The sequence below is a fragment of the Shinella sp. S4-D37 genome, assembly GCF_040812195.1.
In the GTDB taxonomy this organism is placed as follows: Bacteria; Pseudomonadota; Alphaproteobacteria; order Rhizobiales; family Rhizobiaceae; genus Shinella.
In genome coordinates this window covers 123,373-143,179 of record NZ_JBFNXL010000002.1, presented here as the reverse complement: position 1 = coordinate 143,179, position 19,807 = coordinate 123,373, and the positions used below count along the sequence as shown (strand labels likewise).

Annotated in this window: 22 protein-coding genes; 4 read left to right on the top strand and 18 right to left on the bottom strand. The window is 64.9% G+C overall.

The features are described from left to right. Positions 1–12 precede the first annotated feature (12 nt). The 4 genes from AB3G45_RS02625 to AB3G45_RS02610 are packed head-to-tail and all read left to right on the top strand — an operon-like array spanning position 13 to position 3,758. Positions 13–789, top strand: coding sequence for an ATP-binding cassette domain-containing protein (locus tag AB3G45_RS02625; protein WP_367829105.1), 777 nt, complete (start codon positions 13–15; stop codon positions 787–789). Next, on the top strand, positions 789–1,763 hold the full coding sequence (locus AB3G45_RS02620) for an ABC transporter permease (RefSeq protein ID WP_367829104.1): 975 nt from the start codon (positions 789–791) through the stop codon (positions 1,761–1,763). The genes AB3G45_RS02625 and AB3G45_RS02620 overlap by 1 nt, the downstream gene beginning before the upstream one ends. A 10-nt stretch (positions 1,764–1,773) precedes the next feature. Then, positions 1,774–2,802, top strand: coding sequence for a Gfo/Idh/MocA family oxidoreductase (locus tag AB3G45_RS02615; RefSeq protein ID WP_367829103.1), 1,029 nt, complete (start codon positions 1,774–1,776; stop codon positions 2,800–2,802). Further along, positions 2,799–3,758 carry a sugar phosphate isomerase/epimerase family protein gene (locus AB3G45_RS02610; protein WP_367829102.1) on the top strand — a complete coding sequence of 320 codons (960 nt, stop codon included), beginning with the start codon at positions 2,799–2,801 and terminating at the stop codon, positions 3,756–3,758. The genes AB3G45_RS02615 and AB3G45_RS02610 overlap by 4 nt, the downstream gene beginning before the upstream one ends. An 87-nt stretch (positions 3,759–3,845) precedes the next feature. Here the strand turns inward: AB3G45_RS02610 and AB3G45_RS02605 are convergent, their stop codons facing one another. The 18 genes from AB3G45_RS02605 to AB3G45_RS02520 all read right to left on the bottom strand — a co-directional run bounded on the left by AB3G45_RS02605 (position 3,846) and on the right by AB3G45_RS02520 (position 19,747). Then, entirely contained in the window at positions 3,846–3,977 is a 132-nt protein-coding gene (locus AB3G45_RS02605) for a hypothetical protein (RefSeq protein WP_367829101.1), read from the bottom strand. Positions 3,978–4,031: 54 nt separating this feature from the next. Next, positions 4,032–5,198 (bottom strand): PHB depolymerase family esterase, encoded by a 1,167-nt coding sequence (locus AB3G45_RS02600; RefSeq protein WP_367829100.1) that lies wholly within the window; start codon positions 5,196–5,198, stop codon positions 4,032–4,034. Between the two features lie 264 nt (positions 5,199–5,462). Further along, a complete protein-coding gene (gene otnC / locus AB3G45_RS02595) occupies positions 5,463–6,119 on the bottom strand; it encodes a 3-oxo-tetronate 4-phosphate decarboxylase (RefSeq protein WP_367829099.1) in 657 nt (218 codons plus the stop codon). Continuing rightward, the gene (gene otnK, locus AB3G45_RS02590; RefSeq protein WP_367829098.1) at positions 6,116–7,363 is read right to left on the bottom strand and encodes a 3-oxo-tetronate kinase; all 1,248 of its coding nucleotides are present in this window, start codon (positions 7,361–7,363) and stop codon (positions 6,116–6,118) included. Before otnK ends, otnC begins: the two co-directional genes overlap by 4 nt. Continuing rightward, positions 7,364–8,146, bottom strand: coding sequence for a 2-oxo-tetronate isomerase (gene otnI / locus AB3G45_RS02585; protein ID WP_367829097.1), 783 nt, complete (start codon positions 8,144–8,146; stop codon positions 7,364–7,366). 89 nt (positions 8,147–8,235) lie between these two features. Then, positions 8,236–9,213, bottom strand: a complete 978-nt coding sequence (gene denD, locus AB3G45_RS02580; protein WP_367829096.1) for a D-erythronate dehydrogenase — start codon at positions 9,211–9,213, stop codon at positions 8,236–8,238. A 37-nt stretch (positions 9,214–9,250) separates the two neighbouring features. Next, positions 9,251–10,042 (bottom strand): shikimate dehydrogenase, encoded by a 792-nt coding sequence (locus AB3G45_RS02575; RefSeq protein WP_367829095.1) that lies wholly within the window; start codon positions 10,040–10,042, stop codon positions 9,251–9,253. A gap of 19 nt (positions 10,043–10,061) precedes the next feature. Beyond that, on the bottom strand, positions 10,062–10,766 hold the full coding sequence (locus AB3G45_RS02570) for a hypothetical protein (protein WP_367829094.1): 705 nt from the start codon (positions 10,764–10,766) through the stop codon (positions 10,062–10,064). 61 nt (positions 10,767–10,827) lie between these two features. Further along, a complete protein-coding gene (locus AB3G45_RS02565) occupies positions 10,828–11,724 on the bottom strand; it encodes a fumarylacetoacetate hydrolase family protein (RefSeq protein ID WP_367829093.1) in 897 nt (298 codons plus the stop codon). A gap of 128 nt (positions 11,725–11,852) precedes the next feature. Beyond that, on the bottom strand, positions 11,853–13,454 hold the full coding sequence (locus tag AB3G45_RS02560) for an acyl CoA:acetate/3-ketoacid CoA transferase (RefSeq protein WP_367829092.1): 1,602 nt from the start codon (positions 13,452–13,454) through the stop codon (positions 11,853–11,855). 57 nt (positions 13,455–13,511) lie between these two features. After that, on the bottom strand, positions 13,512–14,336 hold the full coding sequence (locus AB3G45_RS02555; RefSeq protein WP_367829091.1) for an IclR family transcriptional regulator: 825 nt from the start codon (positions 14,334–14,336) through the stop codon (positions 13,512–13,514). A 66-nt stretch (positions 14,337–14,402) separates the two neighbouring features. Then, on the bottom strand, positions 14,403–15,200 hold the full coding sequence (locus AB3G45_RS02550) for an enoyl-CoA hydratase/isomerase family protein (RefSeq protein WP_367829090.1): 798 nt from the start codon (positions 15,198–15,200) through the stop codon (positions 14,403–14,405). 12 nt (positions 15,201–15,212) lie between these two features. After that, positions 15,213–16,040, bottom strand: coding sequence for an ABC transporter ATP-binding protein (locus AB3G45_RS02545; RefSeq protein WP_367829089.1), 828 nt, complete (start codon positions 16,038–16,040; stop codon positions 15,213–15,215). A 27-nt stretch (positions 16,041–16,067) separates the two neighbouring features. After that, positions 16,068–16,553: a MaoC/PaaZ C-terminal domain-containing protein gene (locus AB3G45_RS02540; RefSeq protein WP_367829088.1), complete on the bottom strand. Its 486-nt coding sequence runs from the start codon at positions 16,551–16,553 to the stop codon at positions 16,068–16,070. Positions 16,554–16,609: 56 nt separating this feature from the next. After that, positions 16,610–17,605, bottom strand: a complete 996-nt coding sequence (locus tag AB3G45_RS02535; protein ID WP_367829087.1) for an ABC transporter substrate-binding protein — start codon at positions 17,603–17,605, stop codon at positions 16,610–16,612. Between the two features lie 31 nt (positions 17,606–17,636). Then, a complete protein-coding gene (locus AB3G45_RS02530; RefSeq protein WP_367829086.1) occupies positions 17,637–18,359 on the bottom strand; it encodes an ABC transporter permease in 723 nt (240 codons plus the stop codon). A 333-nt stretch (positions 18,360–18,692) separates the two neighbouring features. Next, entirely contained in the window at positions 18,693–19,475 is a 783-nt protein-coding gene (locus tag AB3G45_RS02525; RefSeq protein WP_367829085.1) for an ATP-binding cassette domain-containing protein, read from the bottom strand. 101 nt (positions 19,476–19,576) lie between these two features. Further along, the gene (locus tag AB3G45_RS02520; protein ID WP_367829084.1) at positions 19,577–19,747 is read right to left on the bottom strand and encodes a hypothetical protein; all 171 of its coding nucleotides are present in this window, start codon (positions 19,745–19,747) and stop codon (positions 19,577–19,579) included. Positions 19,748–19,807 lie beyond the last annotated feature (60 nt).

Genomic DNA, 19,807 nt, shown 5'->3' with positions numbered 1-19,807 from the left:
GAGGACGCGCACATGACCGGCACTCACCCCCTTATCCAGGTCCGGAACCTCGACCTCCACTTCGGCGCCTTCCATGCGCTCAAGAACGTCTCGGTGGACTTTCACGCCGGCGAGCTGATCGGCCTCGTCGGCGACAACGGCGCCGGCAAGACGACGCTGATCCGCGTTCTCTGCGGTATCTATGCCCCAAGTTCCGGAGAGGTGTTCTTCGACGGGAAGAAGGTGGAAAAGTTTCATCCGAAGCTCGCCATCGACCAGGGCATCGAGACGATCCAGCAATCCGTCGGGCTTTGCGACAATCTGTCGATCGCGCGCAATTTCTATCTCGGCCGCGAGCCCGTGAAACGGATCCTCGGCATCCCGTTCCTCGATTTTGCCAGGATGCGGGAGAAATCCACCCGCGTCATCAGGCAGTTCGGCCTGCGCGAAAACGTGTCTGCCGACGACGAGGTGGAACGCCTTTCCGGCGGCGAGCGCCAGTCCGTCAAGATCGGCCGGGCCGTCGAATTCAAGAACCGCGTCGTCATCATGGACGAGCCGACGAACCACCTGTCGGTGCGCGAGCGCGAGCATGTCAACGAGCTCGCCGTGCAACTCAAGGAGCAGGGCCTGCTCGTCATCTACATCACCCACGACATCTTCCAGGTGCACAGGCTCGCCGACCGTATCGTCATCATGGAAAACGGCGAGAAGGTCGCGGACGCATCGACCAGCTCCATGACGGCGGAAGAGCTCGAGGAGGTCATCCGCCAGGGCGGCCGCATGGTCGAGAAGCGGGAGGCCGTCTGATGGCCCTTTCCGCCGCCAAGCCCCTCATCCGTCGCCATTCGGAACTCGGCATCTTCCTCATCGGTGCCGTCCTGATCGTCCTGTTTTCGACCACCTCGGACGGCAAGTGGGCCAATCTCTACAACCTCGCCACCATCCTCCAGGTGACGGCAACGCTCGGGCTGATGAGTCTCGGCGTGGCGCTGGTCATCGGCACGGGCGAGATCGACATCTCGGTCGGCTCGACCTTCGGCATGGGGGCGCTCGCCTATCTGTGGCTCGCCGCGCAGGTCGATCCCTCGCTTGCCGCCGTTGCGGCGATTGCCGTCGGGGCGGCGATCGGTCTTGTCAACGGGCTGCTCGTCACGAAAACCGGCGCCCCGTCGCTGATCATCACCCTCGGCACGCTGATGATCTTCCGCGGCATCGCCATCGCGCTGACCGAGGGCTTTTCGTTTTCCATCCCCTATGCGGAGCGCAACGGCTGGACCTACCATGTGCTGGGCGGCGGCGATTTCCTTCGCTTCAACACCGCGCTCTACTGGCTGATCGCCGTTCTCGCCGTCCTGATGGTGATGCTGAAGGCGATGCCCTTCGGCAACCGGCTGCTCGCCGTCGGCGGTTCGGCCGAGAGCGCCCATTCCCGCGGCGTTCGCGTCGACAGGATCAAGCGCGCCACCTTCATCCTCTGCGGCATGCTGGCCGCCTTTGCCGGAACGCTGGAGGCGGGCAAGCTCGGCTTTGCCGACGGGTCGATGGGGCGCCTCATGGAGCTGCAGGCGATTGCCTCCTGCGTGCTCGGCGGCTGCCTTCTCGCCGGCGGGCGGATCTCGCTCCCCGGCGCGCTGATGGGCGCCTTCGTGCTCTCGTCGATCCAGTCCTACCTCGTCGTGACGGGCGTGCGCCCGCAATGGTTCATCCTCATCCTCGGCCTCATCGTGGTCGCCGCCGCCTATGGCGACCGGTCGCTGCGCCAATGGGCACTTCGAAAATAAGGGATCCTGAATGTCTGTCAGAATAGCCATCATCGGCGCCGGCATCATGGGCGCCGACCATGCCCGGATCGTCTCCGAGGACCTGCCGGGGGCCAACCTGCACGTCGTCTGCGACGCGTCCGCTGCGCGCGCGCGGACGGTGGCGGACGATTTCGGCGCGGCCGACGTCTCCACCGACCCGCTTGAGACCGTCCGGCGCAGCGACATCGACGCCGTGCTGATCGCCAGCCCGGACGAGACGCATGCGCCGATGTCGCTCGCCGCAATCGAGGCCGGAAAGCCGGTCCTGTGCGAAAAACCGTTGTCGCAGAATTCCGGGGAATGCCTCAAGGTCATCGAAGCGGAAGTCGCGCGCGGCCGGCGCTTCGTCCAGCTCGGCTTCATGCGCCGCTTCGACCCATCCTACCGGGAGATGAAGGCCGCGCTCGCGGATGGCGCGCTTGGCCACGCGACCATGATGCACAATTTCCACCGGAACGTCGAAGCGCCGGCGAACTTCACCGGCCAGATGGCGATCACCAATTCGGCGCCGCACGAATTCGACGTCGCCCGTTTCGTCCTCGATGCCGACTATACGGCCATCTCCGTCTTCCAGCCCGCCGGCGTCGATGCGTCGAAGACCGGGGCTCCCGTCTTCATGGTCCTCGAAACCGACAAGGGCCAGCTCGTCAATGTCGAGATCAACAACAATGCCGCCTATGGCTACGACGTGCGCGGCGAGCTTGTCGGCGAAAAGGGATCGATCGTCCTCAACACACCCGTCCACACGCGCCACAACGGCCGGCTCATGGCCTTCGAGCGCTATGCGCCCGATTGGCGCCCGCGGTTTGCGGAAGCCTACCGCTTGCAGAACAAGGCCTTCCTGACTTTCGTTCGGACCGGCGTGTTCCCGACAATCGCGTCCGATTGCTGGGACGGCTACTGCGCCGCGCTTGTCGCCGAAGCCGGGGTCGAGGCGCTTCGGACGGGCCGACGCATCGGCATCGACAGGACGGACATGCCGTCGCTCTACATCAGACAACAGGGAATTCTGCAATGAAACTCGGTTTCGTTTCCGACAGCCTCGGCGGCATGCCGTTCGAAGCGCTTCTCGACAACGCCGCGCGGCTCGGCGTCTCGGGCGTCGAGGTCAATACCGGCGGCTGGTCCACCGCCCCCCATTTCGATCTTCAGGCGATGAAGGCCAGCGCCGATGCGCGCCGGGACCTCGTCAATGCCTTCGAAAGCCGTGGCCTGGAGATCGTCGCCCTCAATGCCAACGGCAATCCGCTGCATCCCACGCAGCCAGAACAGGCCGAGTGCCTCAAGGACACGATCCGCCTTGCCGGGGACATGGGCATCAAGACCGTCTGCACCATGTCCGGCCTGCCGGCAGCGCGCGCGGGCGACCTGATGCCGAACTGGGTCGTCTCCTCCTGGCCGCCGGAAACGCAGGAGATCTTGCGCTATCAGTGGGAGGAAAAGCTCCTGCCCTTCTGGACGGAGATCGCCACCCTCGCGAAGGAATACGGTGTGGAGCGCATCGCGCTCGAACTCCACGGCAACCAGTGCGTCTACAACGTTCCCTCGCTCCTGAAGCTGCGCGCTGCCGTCGGCCCGCTCGTCGGCGCCAATCTCGATCCCTCGCACCTCTTCTGGATGGGCGCCGATCCGCTCGTCGCGGCCGAAGCGCTGGGTGACGCGATCTATCATGTCCACGCCAAGGACACGATGCTGAACGCCCCGGTCCAGGCGAAGACGTCGCTCCTGGAGAACGGCTCGCTGACCGACATCGCCGCGCGGAGCTGGTCCTACATCACGCTGGGCTTCGGCCATGGCGAGGAATGGTGGCGGCAGTTCTGCTATCGCCTCAGAATGGCGGGTTATGACGGCTGGCTGTCGGTCGAGCACGAGGACGTGCTGCTGAACAGCCTCGAAGGGCTGGAGAAGTCGATTGCGCTGCTGAAGGGCGTCATGCCGGTCGCCGGGAGCGATTTCAAGCCGCAGGCGATCTGACCGCCGTGCCGGCGGCGATGGCAGCCCCGTGGCTCCCGTTGGGGTGCAAGGCGGGGCTACTTCATCGTTCCGGTGACGACCGAAAATTCAGTTGTGCTGTCGGAATATCCATTCGCGGATGGGTTCGATCGTATAGGCCACGCGCCATGTGTTGCGGTGGCCGCTGGCGCCGGCGGCAGTTTCGCCTTCGGGAACGACCGTGCCGGGGGCGAAGGTCACGTAGTTGATCCGGCTTGCCTCAGCGTCGATCTCATCGAACGCAGCAAGGAATTCCTAGGCCGACCAGCGCGCGTCCCAGATGGCACGGCTGATCTTCGCGCCTTCGGCCTCCAGAACCGCGGTAATGGCGTTCTGGCCGGGAAAAGCCTTGGCGTCGTCCTGCGATACCAGGATCCAGAGCTTCTGCTTCGCCATCGGCTTCACCAGCGCCGGATCCCATTTCCCGGCAACGAGGAAGGAAGCCGCGAAGAAGTCCGGATATTTGATGTTCATGGCGATCGACATCATGCCGCCGCCCGACTGGCCGGTCGTATAGAGCCGGTTTGTATCGATGCTGTATTCCCCGGCAAGCGCCTTGATGAGATTGATCGTGGCGTCGAGTGCGTCGGAGGCTCGGGAATCGTCGTCCGCGATGATCTCGGCGAATTGCGGCGCCAGCACGAAGGCGGGGCGCTTCTCCTGGTCCTCGTGGCTCGCCCAGGAGAGCGCGCCGAGCCCCTGGAACAGGGTTGTGCGTGTCTGGTCACTGGTCGCGCCCGCATCGTGCATGAAAAGCACCAGCGGATAGGATGCTGCGGCGTCCTCGTCCTTCGGCACGAACAGATTATAGCGCAGGCGCTTGCCCGTCTCGAGATCGTTGAACTCCAATTGACGGAAATCGTCGACGACAAGGTTCTCGATAGCCGTCGTCCCGATGGCGCTGCCGCCGCCCTCGATCACACGGCCATCCGCCAGCCCGACCGGCCCGGACTGGACGAGCGTCGCCGAGGCCGGCGGGTAGGTCGTGTCGTAAGCCGGGATATCGCCCGCCTGACCGGGACCACGGCCGCCAGCACCGCCCGGCCCCTCCTCCGGCTCGCCGCCCCCTTGCTGCCCGCTCTTTTGGGCAAGCCCTGCGTTTGCATCCACGGGCGAGAGGGCGACGATGACGAACGATCCCTCTCCCGCCCGGTCCGCCGGGTCGGCGGTGGCGCTGGCAAAGACTTCGGTGACGGTGCGCCCCTCGATCGTGAAGCTGTCCACGGAGAGAGAGGCACCATCGACCGGTGCGTCGTATTCGACCGCCACGGCCACCAGTTTGACGCCTTCGCCGAAGACCTGCGTGACCGCCGTCGCGGACTTCGCATGGTTGCCGCCGCCCTGTGCGAAAGCCGGCACGCCAACCGCAAGCAACGCCCCGGCGCCCGCGCTCATCATCAGAAAATCCCTGCGGTTCTGCATTGAACTGTTCTCCTTCAATATCGTCTGCACGAACTCCAGGACGATCAGCCGCCAGGAACTGGTTGCAGAAGGTTGTCATGCGCCCCCTCTGACGGCAAGTCTGCCGACCTGACGATCCGGAGCACCAAAACGACTACGCCCGCCATGTTAGAGCGGGCGAGCTGAAGGGACAGAAGGAGGAGGTTGACTGGAAGCGGTTACAAATCTCATTGGTTGCGAGGGCTCTTGAAAATGAGCCGGTGACCCTCTGATCAGCGCTGCCTACTAATCTCCAATCAGAAGTCTTCGTGCAAGTGCAGAGACCTGCTCTTCCGTGAGAGCTTTTATCGACTTTCCATCAAGCAACAAGACAAGCTTCGCAGTTTCCTCGAGTTCCTCGATCGCATATTGAGCTTCACGCAGGGTGTGGCCAGCGACGACTGGACCATGGTTCGCCATCAGCACAGCATGGTGGTCTCGCGCGGCGGCCTCCACGGCGAGCGCCAACTGTCTGTCGCCCGGAGCGAAGTAAGGCACCAGGGGCAAACGCCCGACACGCATGACATAGTATGCGGTTAGCGGCGGAAGCACATTCGATGTGTCCACATCGGCACGGATGGATGCGGCGACGGAGTAAGTGGAATGAAGGTGCACGACCGCCTGCGCATTCGACCGTTGGCAATACATGCATGTATGCAGGAACGCCTCCTTCGTCGGCTTGTCGCCGGCGATATGGTTGCACAGATGATCGAGATGCGAGAGCCGTTCGGGCTCCAATGCGCCGAGGGATGCGTTGGTGGGGGTCATCAGCATGGTGCCGTCGGACAGGCGCACGGAAATGTTGCCTGTCGAACCATGCGTATAGCCCCTGTCGAACAGGGAGCGTCCCACCTCGGCGATCAGGTCCCGCACCCGGGTCGCTTCCGAAAGAAGAGCGGTCACGGCAGCATCCTCCAGGCTTTCAGGAAGAAATCGTCCGCTCCGAAGTTGCCGGACTTGAGGGCAAGCGCCAACGGGATGCGCGTGCCTCGCGCCCGTGTCCAGGGGACGCCCGGATCGATCTCGGGGCCGATTTCCAGCGCCGCGACGCCCAAACGGTTGACCACCGCACCGGACGTCTCGCCGCCCGCGACGATAAAGCGGTTGAACCCTTCGCCGACGAGGGCGCCGGCCAGTTCCGCCAGGAAGGCCTCGACCAGCGCGCCGGCGTGCTCACGCCCCAGCCGGTCCTGCGCCAGCCTGACCTCTTGCGGATCGGCGCTGGACCAGATCAGCGGCGGCAGGCCGCCCTCGCCTTGCAGGATGAAATCCAGCGCGTGGCGCACCGCTATGCGCCCCTCGGCGATCGCAATCGCATCGAGCTTCAACGCGGGGACGCCTGCCTCGATGGCGGAAGCGACCTGGCGGCGTGTCGCCGTGGAGCACGACCCGGCGAGAAGAACCGTGCGCCCCGGCGGGACCGGCAGAGGCGCCGTGGCGCGCGCTCGCCCAGGCGGCAGGAAATTCGCGGGCAGGCCAAGCGCGATGCCGGACCCGCCGGTAATCAGCCGCAAATCCCGCGCGGCGCGGCCGATCACCCGAAGGTCGCCATCGTCGATTGCATCGACGATGGCGATGCCGCAGACCGCGTCGAGCGCCGCCTTCAGCGCCACCTCGCCGGCTGCGACCACGTCGCGGGGGACCAGGCCTATGGCGTTCCGGCTCTGGCGGCCGAGTACGCGGACCAGGTTCGCATCGCGCATCGGGGTCAGCGGATGATCCTTCATACTGCTTTCCGAAAGCAGCTGGTCGCCGACGAAGAGATGCCCCCGATAGACGGTGCGCCCCGTCGCGGGAAAGGCGGGGCATGCGATCGTCCGGTCGGTCTCCAGGAAATCCATCAGGGCATCCGCGACGGGGCCGATATTGCCGTGATCGGTCGAATCGAACGTCGAGCAATATTTGAACAGGAACTGGCGTGCACCGCGCGCATGCAGCATCCTCGCGGAGGCCAGCGACAGGTCGACCGCCGCCTGCGCCGGGATGGTGCGGGATTTCAGCGAAACCACCACAGCTTCCGCATCGCCGAAATCCAGATCGGCGGCCGGAACGCCGACCACCTGAAGGACCTTAATTCCCTCGCGCGCCAGCGTCAGCGACAAATCCGTCGCGCCGGTGAGGTCGTCCGCGATTGCACCGATGAACATTCATGCGCCTCCCATGTCCGTCGTCTTTCCAAGCCAGGCCAGCCCCTCGTGCGTCGAAGCGAGCGGCCGGTACTCACAGCCGACATGACCGCAATAGCCGATCTCGTCGAGGAGGCGGAAAATCTGGAAATCATCGAGTTCGCCCGTGCCCGGCTCGTTGCGGCCCGGCACCGAAGCGGTCTGGATATGCCCGATCACCGGCAGCAGCCGTTTCAGCGCCGCGGTCACGTCGCCATGCAGGATCTGGCGATGATAGATATCGAACTGCAACTTCACGTTCGGCAGGCCGAGCGCCGCGATGATGTCCTCGGCCTGGGCGAAATCGGAAAGAAAATAGCTTGGCATGTCCCGCTTGTTGAGCGGTTCCAGCAGGATGTCGATACCATGGGGCGCGGCCAGTTCGGCCGCCTCCCGGATCGCGACGTGAAAGCGCTCGTTGGAGGCTGACGAGACCGGAACGAGGCCCGCCATCAGGTGCAGCCGCGGCACGGCGAGCGCAAGGGCGTATTCGATACCGCGCCGGAGTGCAGCGGAAAGCTCTCCGGCCCTGTCCGGCAATGCCGCGATCCCGCGCTCGCCCGCCGACCAGTCGCCGGGCGGAAAATTGAACAGCACCATGTCGACGCCGGCGCGATCGGCCGCGGCGCGAACGGCGTCGGCCGGATGATCGTAGGGGAACAGGAATTCCACCGATTTGAAACCGGCATCCGCCGCCGCCGCGAAGCGGTCGAGGAAGGGCAGTTCGGTGAACATCATCGTCAGATTGGCCGCAAAGCGAGGCATGGGAGGAGCCCTCATCTGCCGCGCGGGCTCCGGTCGGCCGGGGCCTGCACATCGATATTTCGACGGTTCGGCCGACGAACCCCGGCCGGTTACGTTGCGGCGACCGCTTCGCCGGCCTGATGCAATCGGATGATCTCGTCCATCGAAGCATCGGCGACAAAGCCCAGCTCTTCCGCGCGCTTCGTTTCGAAGCTGCGCGGCCAGCCGGCGATGATCGCGGCGATCGCGGGGTCCTCCTCGCGGCAGATGAGGGCGACCGCTTCGTCTCCGGCGGTGCGGCGCAGCGCTTCGATCTGCTCGGCCACGCTGGCGCACACGCCGGGCATCGTCAGGTTGCGGCGGTTTCCGAGCAGCGCGCTGTCGAGCGCGGCGGCATGAAGGATGAAGCCGACCGCGGCCTGCGGGCTGGCGAACCAGTGCCGCACGGAAGGATCGACCGGCAGCACTGCCGGCTCACCCTTCAATGGCTCACGCAGGATATTGGAGAAGAAGCCGGATGCCGCGCGGTTCGGCTTGCCCGGACGGATACAGATCGTCGGCAGGCGGATTCCGATGCCGTCGAAGATGCCGCGGCGGCTGTAATCGGAAAGCAGGAGTTCACCGATCGCCTTCTGTGTGCCGTAGCTGGTGAGCGGGGCGAGGATGTGGTCGTCGCCGATGGGATCGGGCAACGGCGCGCCGAACACGGCGAGCGACGAGGTGAAGACGACGCGCGGGCGGTAGTCGTCGCCTTCCAGGCGGACCGCCTCGAAGAGATTGCGGGTCCCGTCGAGATTGACGGCATATCCCTTGTCGAAATCGGCCTCCGCCTCGGACGAGACGATGGCGGCCAGATGAATGATGACGTCGGGACGGCGCGCGGCGAGGTCGGCGGCGACGCCCGGCTGCGACAGGTCCTTTCGCTCAAGGCTGAGCTTTCCCGAAAAGCCGGCCGGCGCCGGCGGGTCGAAGACATCGACGAGCGTCAGCGCGCTGACGGCTTCCTGCGCCAGGGCGCCGTCCTCAACCAGCCTCTCGGCAACCTTGCGGCCGAGCATGCCGGCGCCGCCGATGATCATGATATGCATGCCGTTTCCTCACTTGGCTTGGCGGCCCCCTCGGGGCTCATTCCTCGATGCCGAAAAAGCGCAGCAGCGCCGTGGCCTGCCCGTCCGTCATGGCGCTGCCGGCAATGGTGGCGGCGCCTTCGGCGCTCGCCTTGCGCAACAGGGCGGTGGGCGCCGGGGCGGGCACGATGTCGACGACGGTCATGCCTGCGGCGAAGTCGCCGACCTCTCCCGGCAGGCCGTCGTCGGGGTTCATGCCGACCGGCGTCGCATTGACGACGATGTCGTGCCCTGCCGCGTGCGGCGGGCCGCGGCGGATGACGCAACCGGGAAAAGCCGCGACGAGGCCGCTGACGAGGCCGTCCGCGCGGGCATCGTCCAGTTCGGCCACGGTGATGGCAGCGGCTCCCGCCTCGGCGAAGGAGACGGCGATGGCGCGGCCCGCGCCGCCCGCGCCGATCAGCAGGACACGGGCGCCGCGCGGATCATGCTGCGCCTTGACGGCATTCAGCAGGCCGACCCCGTCGAAGATGTCCGCCGTCCAGGTGCCGTCCTCCTCGCGTCGCATCGCATTCAGCCCGCCGACCAGCCTGGCGCCGGTGCTGATGCGGTCCGCGAAGGCAAGGCAGCCTTCCTTGAAAGGATAGGTGACGATGAAGCCCGCCATGTTGCCGAGCGTGAGCAGCGCCGGGAAAACCGTGCCGAAAGCCCCGGCGGGAATGTGGAGCGGCACGATGGCGAGGTCCGCGCCCGCCGCGGCGATGCGCGGATTGAGCAGCGCCGGCGTGCGCGCCTTCGCGATGGGATCGCCGATCATGCCGATAAGTCTGGTCGTTCCTTTCAGGGGCATCGTCGTCTCCATGGGTTGGTCAGGCTGTCGGGCTGACCGGATGCTCACCCTTGCCGAGCGAGAATTGCAATCTGTAGGAACCGCGACGGATCTCGCGACCGGCCCCGGCCGCGTGCAGGCCATCGTTGGAAAGCGGGCCGGCGGAGCGCAACGCCGGCAGGAAGGCGGCATCCGTCAGTTCCAGGAGAAGCACGATGTCGGCGGTCGCGTCCGGGCCTTCGCGCAACCGGGTTTCGGCGGTCGCCTGACGACCGAGGCCGCCCTGCCCCTGAAGCAGATGCACGCCGACGACGCCGTGTTTTTCCGCCATTTCGGGCAGGGCAGTCTCGACGAGATTTGCCAACAGGGCCTCGGGACGGTCGCGGCCGGACAGTTGCAGGGTTTCCACGACCGCGCCTTCACCCTGCCCTCGGCTTGCCACCACGCGGCAAACCGTGCGCGAAGTGTCGGTGAAATGGCGGACGACCTGTTGCGTCCACGGCGAGGGTGCGTTCAGCGCCGCGCGATATTCCTCCGAGGCGAAATCTTCGATCCGGTCGGCCTCGTAGAAATTGAAGAACGTCGGGTGCCCGTCGAGCGCGACATAGCGGCGCCCCCGGCGGAATCCCGGCAGGGCGACGCGCTCGGGGATATGTTCGTGGACGTGCCAGTTGAGGAAATCCGTCTCGGCGCCGTCCCTGATGCCGTTCCAGATCGCCAGCACCGCTTGACCGTGAATTGCCATTGCCAATCCTGCCTATCCGGCGCCGGCCCGACTGCCGACGCCATTCCTGTGATCGAGAGGGTTATACGGTCCGGCGGGCGGCGTGGGCCGTACGCCAGGCGGCGACGACATCGCCGGTCAGCGGCACGACCGCCTGCTCCTGCTCGCCGAGCCCGGTGATCCCGAGCCGCATCACGTCGCCCGGCTTCATGAAGTTCGGCGGGACCTTGCCGAGGCCGACGCCCGGCGGGGTGCCGGTGGTGACGATGTCGCCCGGCTGGAGCGCCATGTAGCGGCTGAGATAGGACAGGAGGAAAGCGCATGTGAAGATCATCCGGCTGGTGGTGCCGGTCTGCACGCGGGTCCCGTTCAGGTCGAGCCAGAGATCGAGGGTCTGCGGATCTCCCACCTCGTCCGCCGTCACGATCCAGGGGCCGCAGGGGGCAAACCCCGGATGGCTCTTCCCCTTGGTCCACTGGCCCTCGCGCTGCAACTGGTAGTGGCGCTCCGAAACGTCGTTGAGAACCGTGTAGCCGGCGATATGGTTCAGGGCCTCGGCCTCGGTCACATTCCAGCAGGGCGTGCCGATGACGAAGGCAAGCTCGACCTCCCAATCGAGCTGGGTCGAATCGTCGGGGAACCAGACAGGATCGTTCGCCCCGCAAAGCGCCCCGGTATGCTTGTTGAAGAGGATCGGCTCTTTCGGGATCGGCGCGTTCGTTTCCTCGGCATGGTCGGTATAGTTCAGACCGATGCAGACGAGGTTCGGGACCGACGCGACCGGCACGCCGTAGCGCACCTTTCCGGAAATCTCGGGCAATCGGCCGGCATCGACGGCGGCGATCGTCGCCAGCCCTTCCGGCGAAAGAGCCCAGGCATCGATGTCGTCCACCACGGACGAGAGATCGCGCAGCTTCCCTTCGGCATCGACAATGCCCGGACGCTCGGCACCAGGCTCGCCATAACGGAACAGTTTCATCGTGGTCTTCCTTCGTTGTCTGATTTCTGCCGCACGCGAAGGCACAGCGTCTCCGGTGCCGGAAGCGGTTGCCGCCGGCAGTCGAAACGATATGGACGGGGCGGTGTGCGCCGCCCCATGCCGGGGGATCAGGCCGGAAGCATGCGGCGCGGTTTACGCCGCCCGTCCGGCACGCGGGCAAGTTCCGCGGCAAGTCCCATCGGGGCTTGCGAAAACAGTCTTGCGTCCATCGTCTTCAGGTCTGTCGCCACCTCTGGCTTGAAGGCCATCTGGGCGAGGACATGCTTTTCAAGATCGATGCCCGGCGCGATCTCGATCAGGCGCAAGCCGTTCGGCCCGACGTCGAAGACGGCGCGTTCCGTCACGAAGAGAGCGATGCGTCCCTCCTCGGCGGCGAAGGCGGCGTTGTAGCAGATCTGCTCGATAGCCGGGACGAACTTGCGGTGCCGTCCTTCCTGGACGATCTCCAGCCGGTTGTCCCGGCAGGCGACCTGAAGCCCGCCGGAGGTGAACGTACCGCTGAACACGACCTTGCGGGCGTTCTGGCTGATATTGATGAAGCCGCCGACCCCAACGATCTTGTCGCCGAAGCGGCTGATGTTGACATTGCCGGACGGGTCGACCTCCGCGAAAGACAGGAAGGCGACATCAAGGCCGCCCCCGTCGTAGAAGTCGAACTGGTAGGGCTGGTCCACGACGGCATCGTAGTTCTGGGCGGTGCCGGAATCGACCCCGGTCAGGGGCGCGCCGCCGATGAAGCCCTGTTCGTTGGAAAGAACGATGTCGTCGATGATGCCCTCTTCCGAGGCAACCGCCGAAACCCCCGTCGAAATGCCCGCGCCGAGATTGCAGACCGCGCCCTTGCACAGTTCGAGCGCGGCACGGCGGGCGACGATCTTGCGCTCGGTGAAGGGAAGCCGGACGAGGCTGTCCATCGGCACCCGCAACGCGCCCGAATAGGCGGGATTGTAGGCCGAGGCATAGGTCTGGCGCTGTTCCGGATCAACCACGACATAATCTACGAGAATGCCCGGGATTTTCACATCACGCGCCGACAGCGTGTTGGCCTTTGCGAGGCGCTTGACCTGCACCACGACCGTCGCGCCCTGACGGCGCGCGGCCTGCGCCGTGGAAAGCATTTCGCCGGGAATCGCCTCCTCCTCCATCGTCACGTTGCCGTTCTCGTCGGCCGTCGTGCCGCGCAGGAAGACGATGTCGAGCGGCAACGGACGGAAGAGCAGCCAGTCCTGTCCGTCGATATCAAGGAGGCGGACAAGATCCTCCTTCGCGCTCGGGCTCTGCCGGGCACCGAGCTGGCGGGGGTCGATGAATGTGTGCAGGCCGGTGCGGGTGACCAGGCCGGGCCGGCCGGCCGCCATCTCGCGCATGAGCTGCGAAATCACCCCCTGCGGCAGGGTCCAGGATTCGATGACGTCGTCACGCGCAAGGTCGACGAGCGGTGGGGAATCGATCAGGGCGCTGGTGATGCTGCGGCGCAACATGCCGGGATGGCGGAAGCAGGCCGCCCCCTTCAGCTTGCGGTCGCCGATGCCCACGGCATGGATCAGGCACAGGTCGCGCGGCGCGCCGCTCTCCAGGAAGCGGCGCTCGACGGCATCGAGGATCGCCTGCGGCACGCCATGGCCGCCGCCGGACCCGCTGGCAAGCACATTGTCGCCGTTCTGGATCAGGCTGGCCGCCTCGTCCGCCGTTATCGTCTTGGTCTTCACTTTGCTCTCCGAACGGATGGCGCGGGGATCGAAACCCGCTGACTTCAGGATATCGGTTCAACCGGCGCTTCGATGCAGCCGTGATGGCTCCGTCAACGGCCCCCTGCGCAGCCTGGCGGGCCACAGGGCGGAGATCTCCGCCGCGGTCGCTTTCAAGGCCGGTGCCAGCTCGTGCATCCGCGCGTCCGTCATCCGGGCGGAGGGGCCTGCGATGCTGACGGTTCCGGCAACGGCCCCGCTCTCCCCGGCCGAGACGACAGCCGCCATCGCGGAGACGCCCTGTTCGGCCTCATTGCGGGCGATGCCATAGCCGCGCTCCATCGTGTGGCGCAGTTCCGCGATCACCATGTCGACGGAACGGGCGACGGACGGGCCATAGCCGTGCGGGTTCTGGAAAGCGGGACTGTTGAGCGCCAGTTGCACCGCATGCTCGGTTTGCAGGGTGGAAAGCCAGGCCTTGCCGCTCGCCGTCGCATGCAGCGGCACGGTGTTGCTCTGAAGCGCCGGCTGATACATCAGCCCGCTACGGGCGCCTTGCGCATGGGCGACCCAGACGAGCTGGTCGCCATCGACGACGGCGAGCCTCACATATTCCGCGCTCAACGCCGCGAGCTGGTCGAGGAGCGGCTGGCAGATATCCGGTATTCCCGTGGCGATGTAGAAGCGCTGGCCGAGAATGGCGAGCCGCATGGTGAGCCGGTAATATCCCGTCTGCGCGTCCTGCTGGACCCAGCCCTGCTCCACCAGGGCGGACAACAGGCGGTGCGTTCCGCTCTTGGGCAGGTCGAGGGTCTCGGCAATCGTGCCGAGCGGGAGTTCGGCCGCCTCTTCCGACAGGAGCTGAATGATCGACAGGCAACGCTCGGCTGGAATATGGCTCATCTGAAACTCCGATCCATCGTGGGCACGAATATGTGTGCCGCATTTTCATATGTTGAAATGCTCATATCACGTCCCCCCGAATTCGGGTTCGCGCTTCGCGAAGAAGGCGCGCATGCCCTCGTGGAGGTCGGCCGAATCGAATATGCGCTGCTGCAGCCGGGTCGAAACCGATAGCGCCTCATCAAGCGGCCGGTCGAGCGCCGCATCGACGAGTTGCTTGGCAAAGCGGTTGGACAGCGGCCCGCGCTGCTGGATCTCGCCCGCGAGGATCCGTGCGGCCTCCAGCGCGGATCCGGGCGTGACCCGGTTCACGATGCCCCAGGACAAGGCCGCATCGGCGTCCAGGATCGCGCCGGTGAACAGCATCTCCTTGGCGCGGGCCGGCCCGACCAGCCTGGCAAGCCGGACCGAGCCGTTTCCGGCAAGTCCGCCCAGCCGCGCCTCGGTAAGGCCCAGCTTCACCCCCTCGCGCATCACCCGCAGATCGCAGGCCAGCGCCAGCTCCAGCCCTCCACCCATGGCCGGCCCGTCCATGGCGGCGATGGTGGGAACCTCGATCTGCGCAAGGTTCCGCAGCACCATGTCCTCGAACAGGATCTTCCGTTCGCTGGCATCGGCGCGCAGATCGGCGAACTCGCGAATGTCGCTGCCCGCGCAGAAGGCTTTCGCCGTTCCTCCATGCAGGATGACGCAGCGCAGGCCAGCATGCTCCCGAACCGCCCCGATCGCCGCATTCAGATCGCGCAGCATCGGCCGCGTCACCAGATTGAGCGGCCCGTTCGACAGGGTGATTTCCGCGCGCGCGGCGGAGAACGTCACGCTGACAAGCGGTTCGACGGGTTGTGGAAGGGGCGATGCGGACATGACGAACCCTGCTCAAGCGCTTTGCGGAAGTTTTCCGAGGCCGTGCAGGACGCCCAGGCGCTCGAAATGCCGGTGGATGCGATCCACATAGGCGCTGAATTCCGGGGCATCCCCCAGGGTGATCGGACGCGGCCGCTCCAGCTCCACGCGAATGTCGTCCACGACTTCGCCGGGGCTCGGGCTCATGACGATGATGCGATCTGAAAGACCGACCGCCTCTTCCACGCTATGGGTGATGAAGAGAACGGTGGGACGACGACGCATCCAGAGCGATTCCAGGTCCATGCGCACCTGAAGGCGCGTGAGCGCGTCGAGGGCGCCGAAGGGCTCGTCCATCATCAGGACCGCCGGATCGTGCACCAGGCTGCGGATCAGCGAGACGCGCTGGCGCATGCCGCCGGAAAGCTGCTTGGGATACTTGTCCACGGCGCGTTCGAGGCGCAATTGCGCGAACAGTTCCTTTGCCCGCTCCTCGATCTGCTTGCGCGGCAGGCCGCGGATATCCGAATGCAGCATGACATTCTGCATCGCCGTTCGGAAATCCAGCAGAAGGTGGTCCTGAAAGGCGATGCCGACATCGGTGAGCGGCTTGTCGACCACGCGCCCATCGACCGAGATCGTGCCCGTCGTCTGCTGCAGGAGACCGGCGACCATCAGCATGAGCGTGCTCTTGCCGCAGCCCGATGCGCCGACGACCGACACGAATTCGCCGGCCTTGATCGACAGCGTGACCTCCTTCAGGGCGCGAAACGGCTTCTCCAGCTCGGGGCCGAAGATCTTGGATACGCCATCGATGGTTATCGGCACGCCGGAAACGGCCTGATCGTCATACATAGTCATCTTGCGGTCCTTTCGGCGACGTGCTGTTCAGGTGGAGGCGGACACTGCATTCAACGGGGTCTTGGAGACCAGCAATGCCTTCTGTCCGCGCTGGACCACCGCCCCGTGCTGGTTGACGACCTCGACGTCGAAGGTCGCGATGGCCTGGTGGGGCCGCGATCTGCTGTCGCGAAGCTCGGCCAGCCGATAGTTCACGAAAATGGTGTCGCCGACGAAGACCGGACCGACGAAACGCCAGTCGTTGATCCCGAGGAACGCGATGGCGGTTTCGCGCAGTTCGCCGGTGCGGGCCCACATGAGGCCATGGGCATAGGCAAGGCCCAGCATTCCATGGGCGACCCGGCGGCCGAACTGGCTGGCCTCGGCGTAGACATCGCTGGTATGCAGCTCGGAGAAATCGCCCGTGAGGCCGGCGAAACCGACCAGGTCGGCATCGGTGATCGTGCGGCCGGGGCTGCGAAAGGCAAGACCGACGCTCAGGTCTTCATAGCGATAGGACGTTCGAATGGTCATGGCCACCCACTCATCGGGTTGAGGGAGGGGATGCCGTACCGGCATCCCCGGTTGCGTTACTTGCAGGGGCGCAAGGCCGAATCCGCCGGCAGGAATTCGTTGGTGTAGTAGGTCGTCGGATCGTTTCCTTCAGGCAACAGCTTCACCTGGGACAGGAGCTTCTGCGTATTCGCCCAATGTGCATCGGTCGCCTTGCCGACGAAGGCCGCCCCACCGCTGCAAAGCAGTTCGGGAATGGCCGCCAATTGCGCGGCTGCCAGCTTCTCGTCCATGTCCGGGAAGGTCGCCTTGAGATCGGCGACGGCCTTCTCGGGATTGTCCAGCGCAAAGCTCCAGCCGCGCAGGCTCGCTTCGATGAATTTCTTCAGCACGTCCGGGTTTTCGGCGATGTATTCCTCGGATGCGAAGATCGACGTGCTGGCCGTCGCGACGCCGTGGCTCGCGAAGGTGAAGCGGTCGAGTTCGGCGCCCTTGGACGTCGCCTGGATCTGGTAGTCGTCGACCGATCCGAGGATGGCGTCGACACTGCCCTGAAGCAGGGCGGGCACCATCGAGGACGGCGGCATGTTCACGAGCGTCAGCGTCGACTCGTCGATATTGTTGGCCGCAAAGAACAGCGGCAGCATGGTGGCCTGCGAGCTGCCGGCCGGCACGCCGATCTTCTTGCCTTCGATATCCTTGACGGACTTCACGCCCGTCGCCTTGAGCGCTTCGACCTCGTTGGGGTTGGACTGGTAGACGGTCGATACGATCCGCATCGGCGCACCCTTGGCGATCAGCTGGCTGACCGCGACGGCATCGGCATAGGCAAGGTCCGCCTGGCCCGACGCCACCATCTGCGCCGTGTTGCCCGAGCCGTTGCCCTGCACGATCGTGACATCCAGGCCGGCTTCCTTGTAGTAGCCTTCGACTAGCGCCGCGGCAAAGCCGGCATTCGCCCCGCCTGCGTACCAGTTCAGCTGGAACGTGACCGGCGTATCCGCCGCCGCCGTGCCCGCCATTGCCAGCCCCGCGAGCATGGTGCCGGCCGTGAGAAATCCCTTGATATTCATGGCGTCATTTCCTCCCTTTTGACGTGTGTGTTCACTTCAGTTTGCGCTGCCATGGGGCGAGGAGCCATTCGCTGAACTCCACGAGATAGTTGATCGCCAGACCGATGACCGTCAGGATCACTAGGACGGCGAAGGTCAATTCAATGTTCATGGTGCTGGTACCGCGCAGCAGGACATAGCCCAGCCCCTCGTTGGCGCCGACGAATTCGGCGACGATGGCGGCGGTCGCAGCGATGGTCGCCGACGTCTTGATCCCCGAGAAGATGACCGGAAGCGCAGCGGGAACGCGCAGATAGCGGAAGGTCTGCCAGGTGTTGGCCCCCATGGAGCGGGTCAGGTAAAGCAGCCTGGCGTCCAGGATCTGGAACCCGCTGATGCTCGCGATCAGCAAGGGAAAGAACGTCATCAGAAGCGTGAGAATGACCTTGGACTCGATGCCGAAACCGAACCAGACCAGAAACAGCGGCGCCATGGCGATCTTCGGCACGAGCTGAAGCAGCATCGCCGGCGGATAGAGCACCTGCTTGGCCAGCGGCGACAGCGCGATGACGAGGCCGAGGGGGATGGCCGTCAGCAGCGTCAGGCCGAAACCGAGAAGGATCTCCAGCAGCGTCACCTTGGTGTTCGCCCACAGCATGGGCGCTTCCGCAATGAGCAGGCTGAAGACGGCACCGGGGGCCGGCAGCAGATAGGAAGGAACCTCGAAGACAGAAACGCTTAGCGACCACAGGCCGACAATGGCCACGAAGGTCATGGGCGGGATGAGGTTCCAAAGGACCTCTCGAACGAGGCGCAATCCGGGATTTCGGTGACGCGGGGCAATATCATTGCCGCCCGCCGACGTGGCAGGAGTATGGGAACTCATTGATTTCTAAAGCCTCCTCCGCAGCTGCACGAAGATTGTTTCGAGGCGTTTTCCATTTCCGCCCTCAGCAGCTCCAATATGGAACGTTATTCCATCTTACCGATGTTCAGTCAAGATGGAATTGTGTTCCATCTTAAAAAAATTGCAACGGTATGAGTGTGCGGGAAGCGACGCAGATGCGTCGCAGGCAGGAAGGACGGAGGACGTCGACCGTAGCGGCTTCTACGGCTGCAAAGGCGTTTGATCCGGCGGCTGCAGCGCTTGCCGCGCCCGACGCCGTTCGGACTGCGCATCGGGGTCGACCACCGGACTCGCCGCGATCAGCCGCCGGGTGTACGGGTGCCCGGGCGCATCGAACAGGGCGGCCGCCGGCCCCTGCTCCACGATCCGGCCGGCCTGCATGACCAGCACGCTGTCCGCGAAACTCCTGACCAGGTTGAGATCGTGGCAGATAAACAGAAGCGCCACATTCAAGCGGTCCCGAAGATCGCGCAACAGCGCGATGACCTGTGCTTGCACCATCAGGTCGAGCGCGGAGATGGCTTCGTCGCACACGATGATTTCGGACGACATGGCAAGTGCTCTGGCAATCGCAATGCGCTGCCTTTGGCCGCCCGAAAACTCGCCGGGAAATTTCTCCAGTGCCTTGGCGTCAAGACCCACGCTTTCCAGCAGGTGGATTGCCTTGTCCCGCCATTGCGCGCGGGGCAAGACGTCCTTCTGGATCGTCCATGGTTCGCAGATGACATCCAGGATCGTCATGCGGGGATTGAGGGAGCTGTAAGGATCCTGGAACACGGCCTGGACGGCCCGCTGGTATCGGCGAATGCCCGCTTTATCGAGGCGGGTGATATCGTCGCCATGAAATCTGATCGCCCCGGACGAGGGGGCCATGAGGCGCAGGATCGAACGGGCAAGCGTCGATTTTCCGGAGCCGGATTCCCCGACGATGCACATGATCTCTCCCTTGTGCAGCGTCAGATTTACGTCATGGACGACCTTCATCTCGCCGTATTGGAGGCAGGTCATTCGATGACGGAAAATGGCGGCAACTCCGGCAGCGCACAATCAGCATTCTGATTGAATTCAATCAGCGGGTCCAGAATCTAGAACGGTAGCGGGTCGGGCAGGTTTTCCGGGCCGTAAAGCACTATCGGGACCTGGACATCCGGCGGAACAGATGATCGGCTCGTATCCAGCATCTCGAAGTGACGAAGTATCAGATTGACCGACTGGCGAACCTGAAGTTCCGGGCTCTGGTCGATAGCAATCGCCATGATCCCTTCCCTCAGGAATTCGGCCGTGTGGCGTGTAAGCTCGTGACCCACGAATAACGG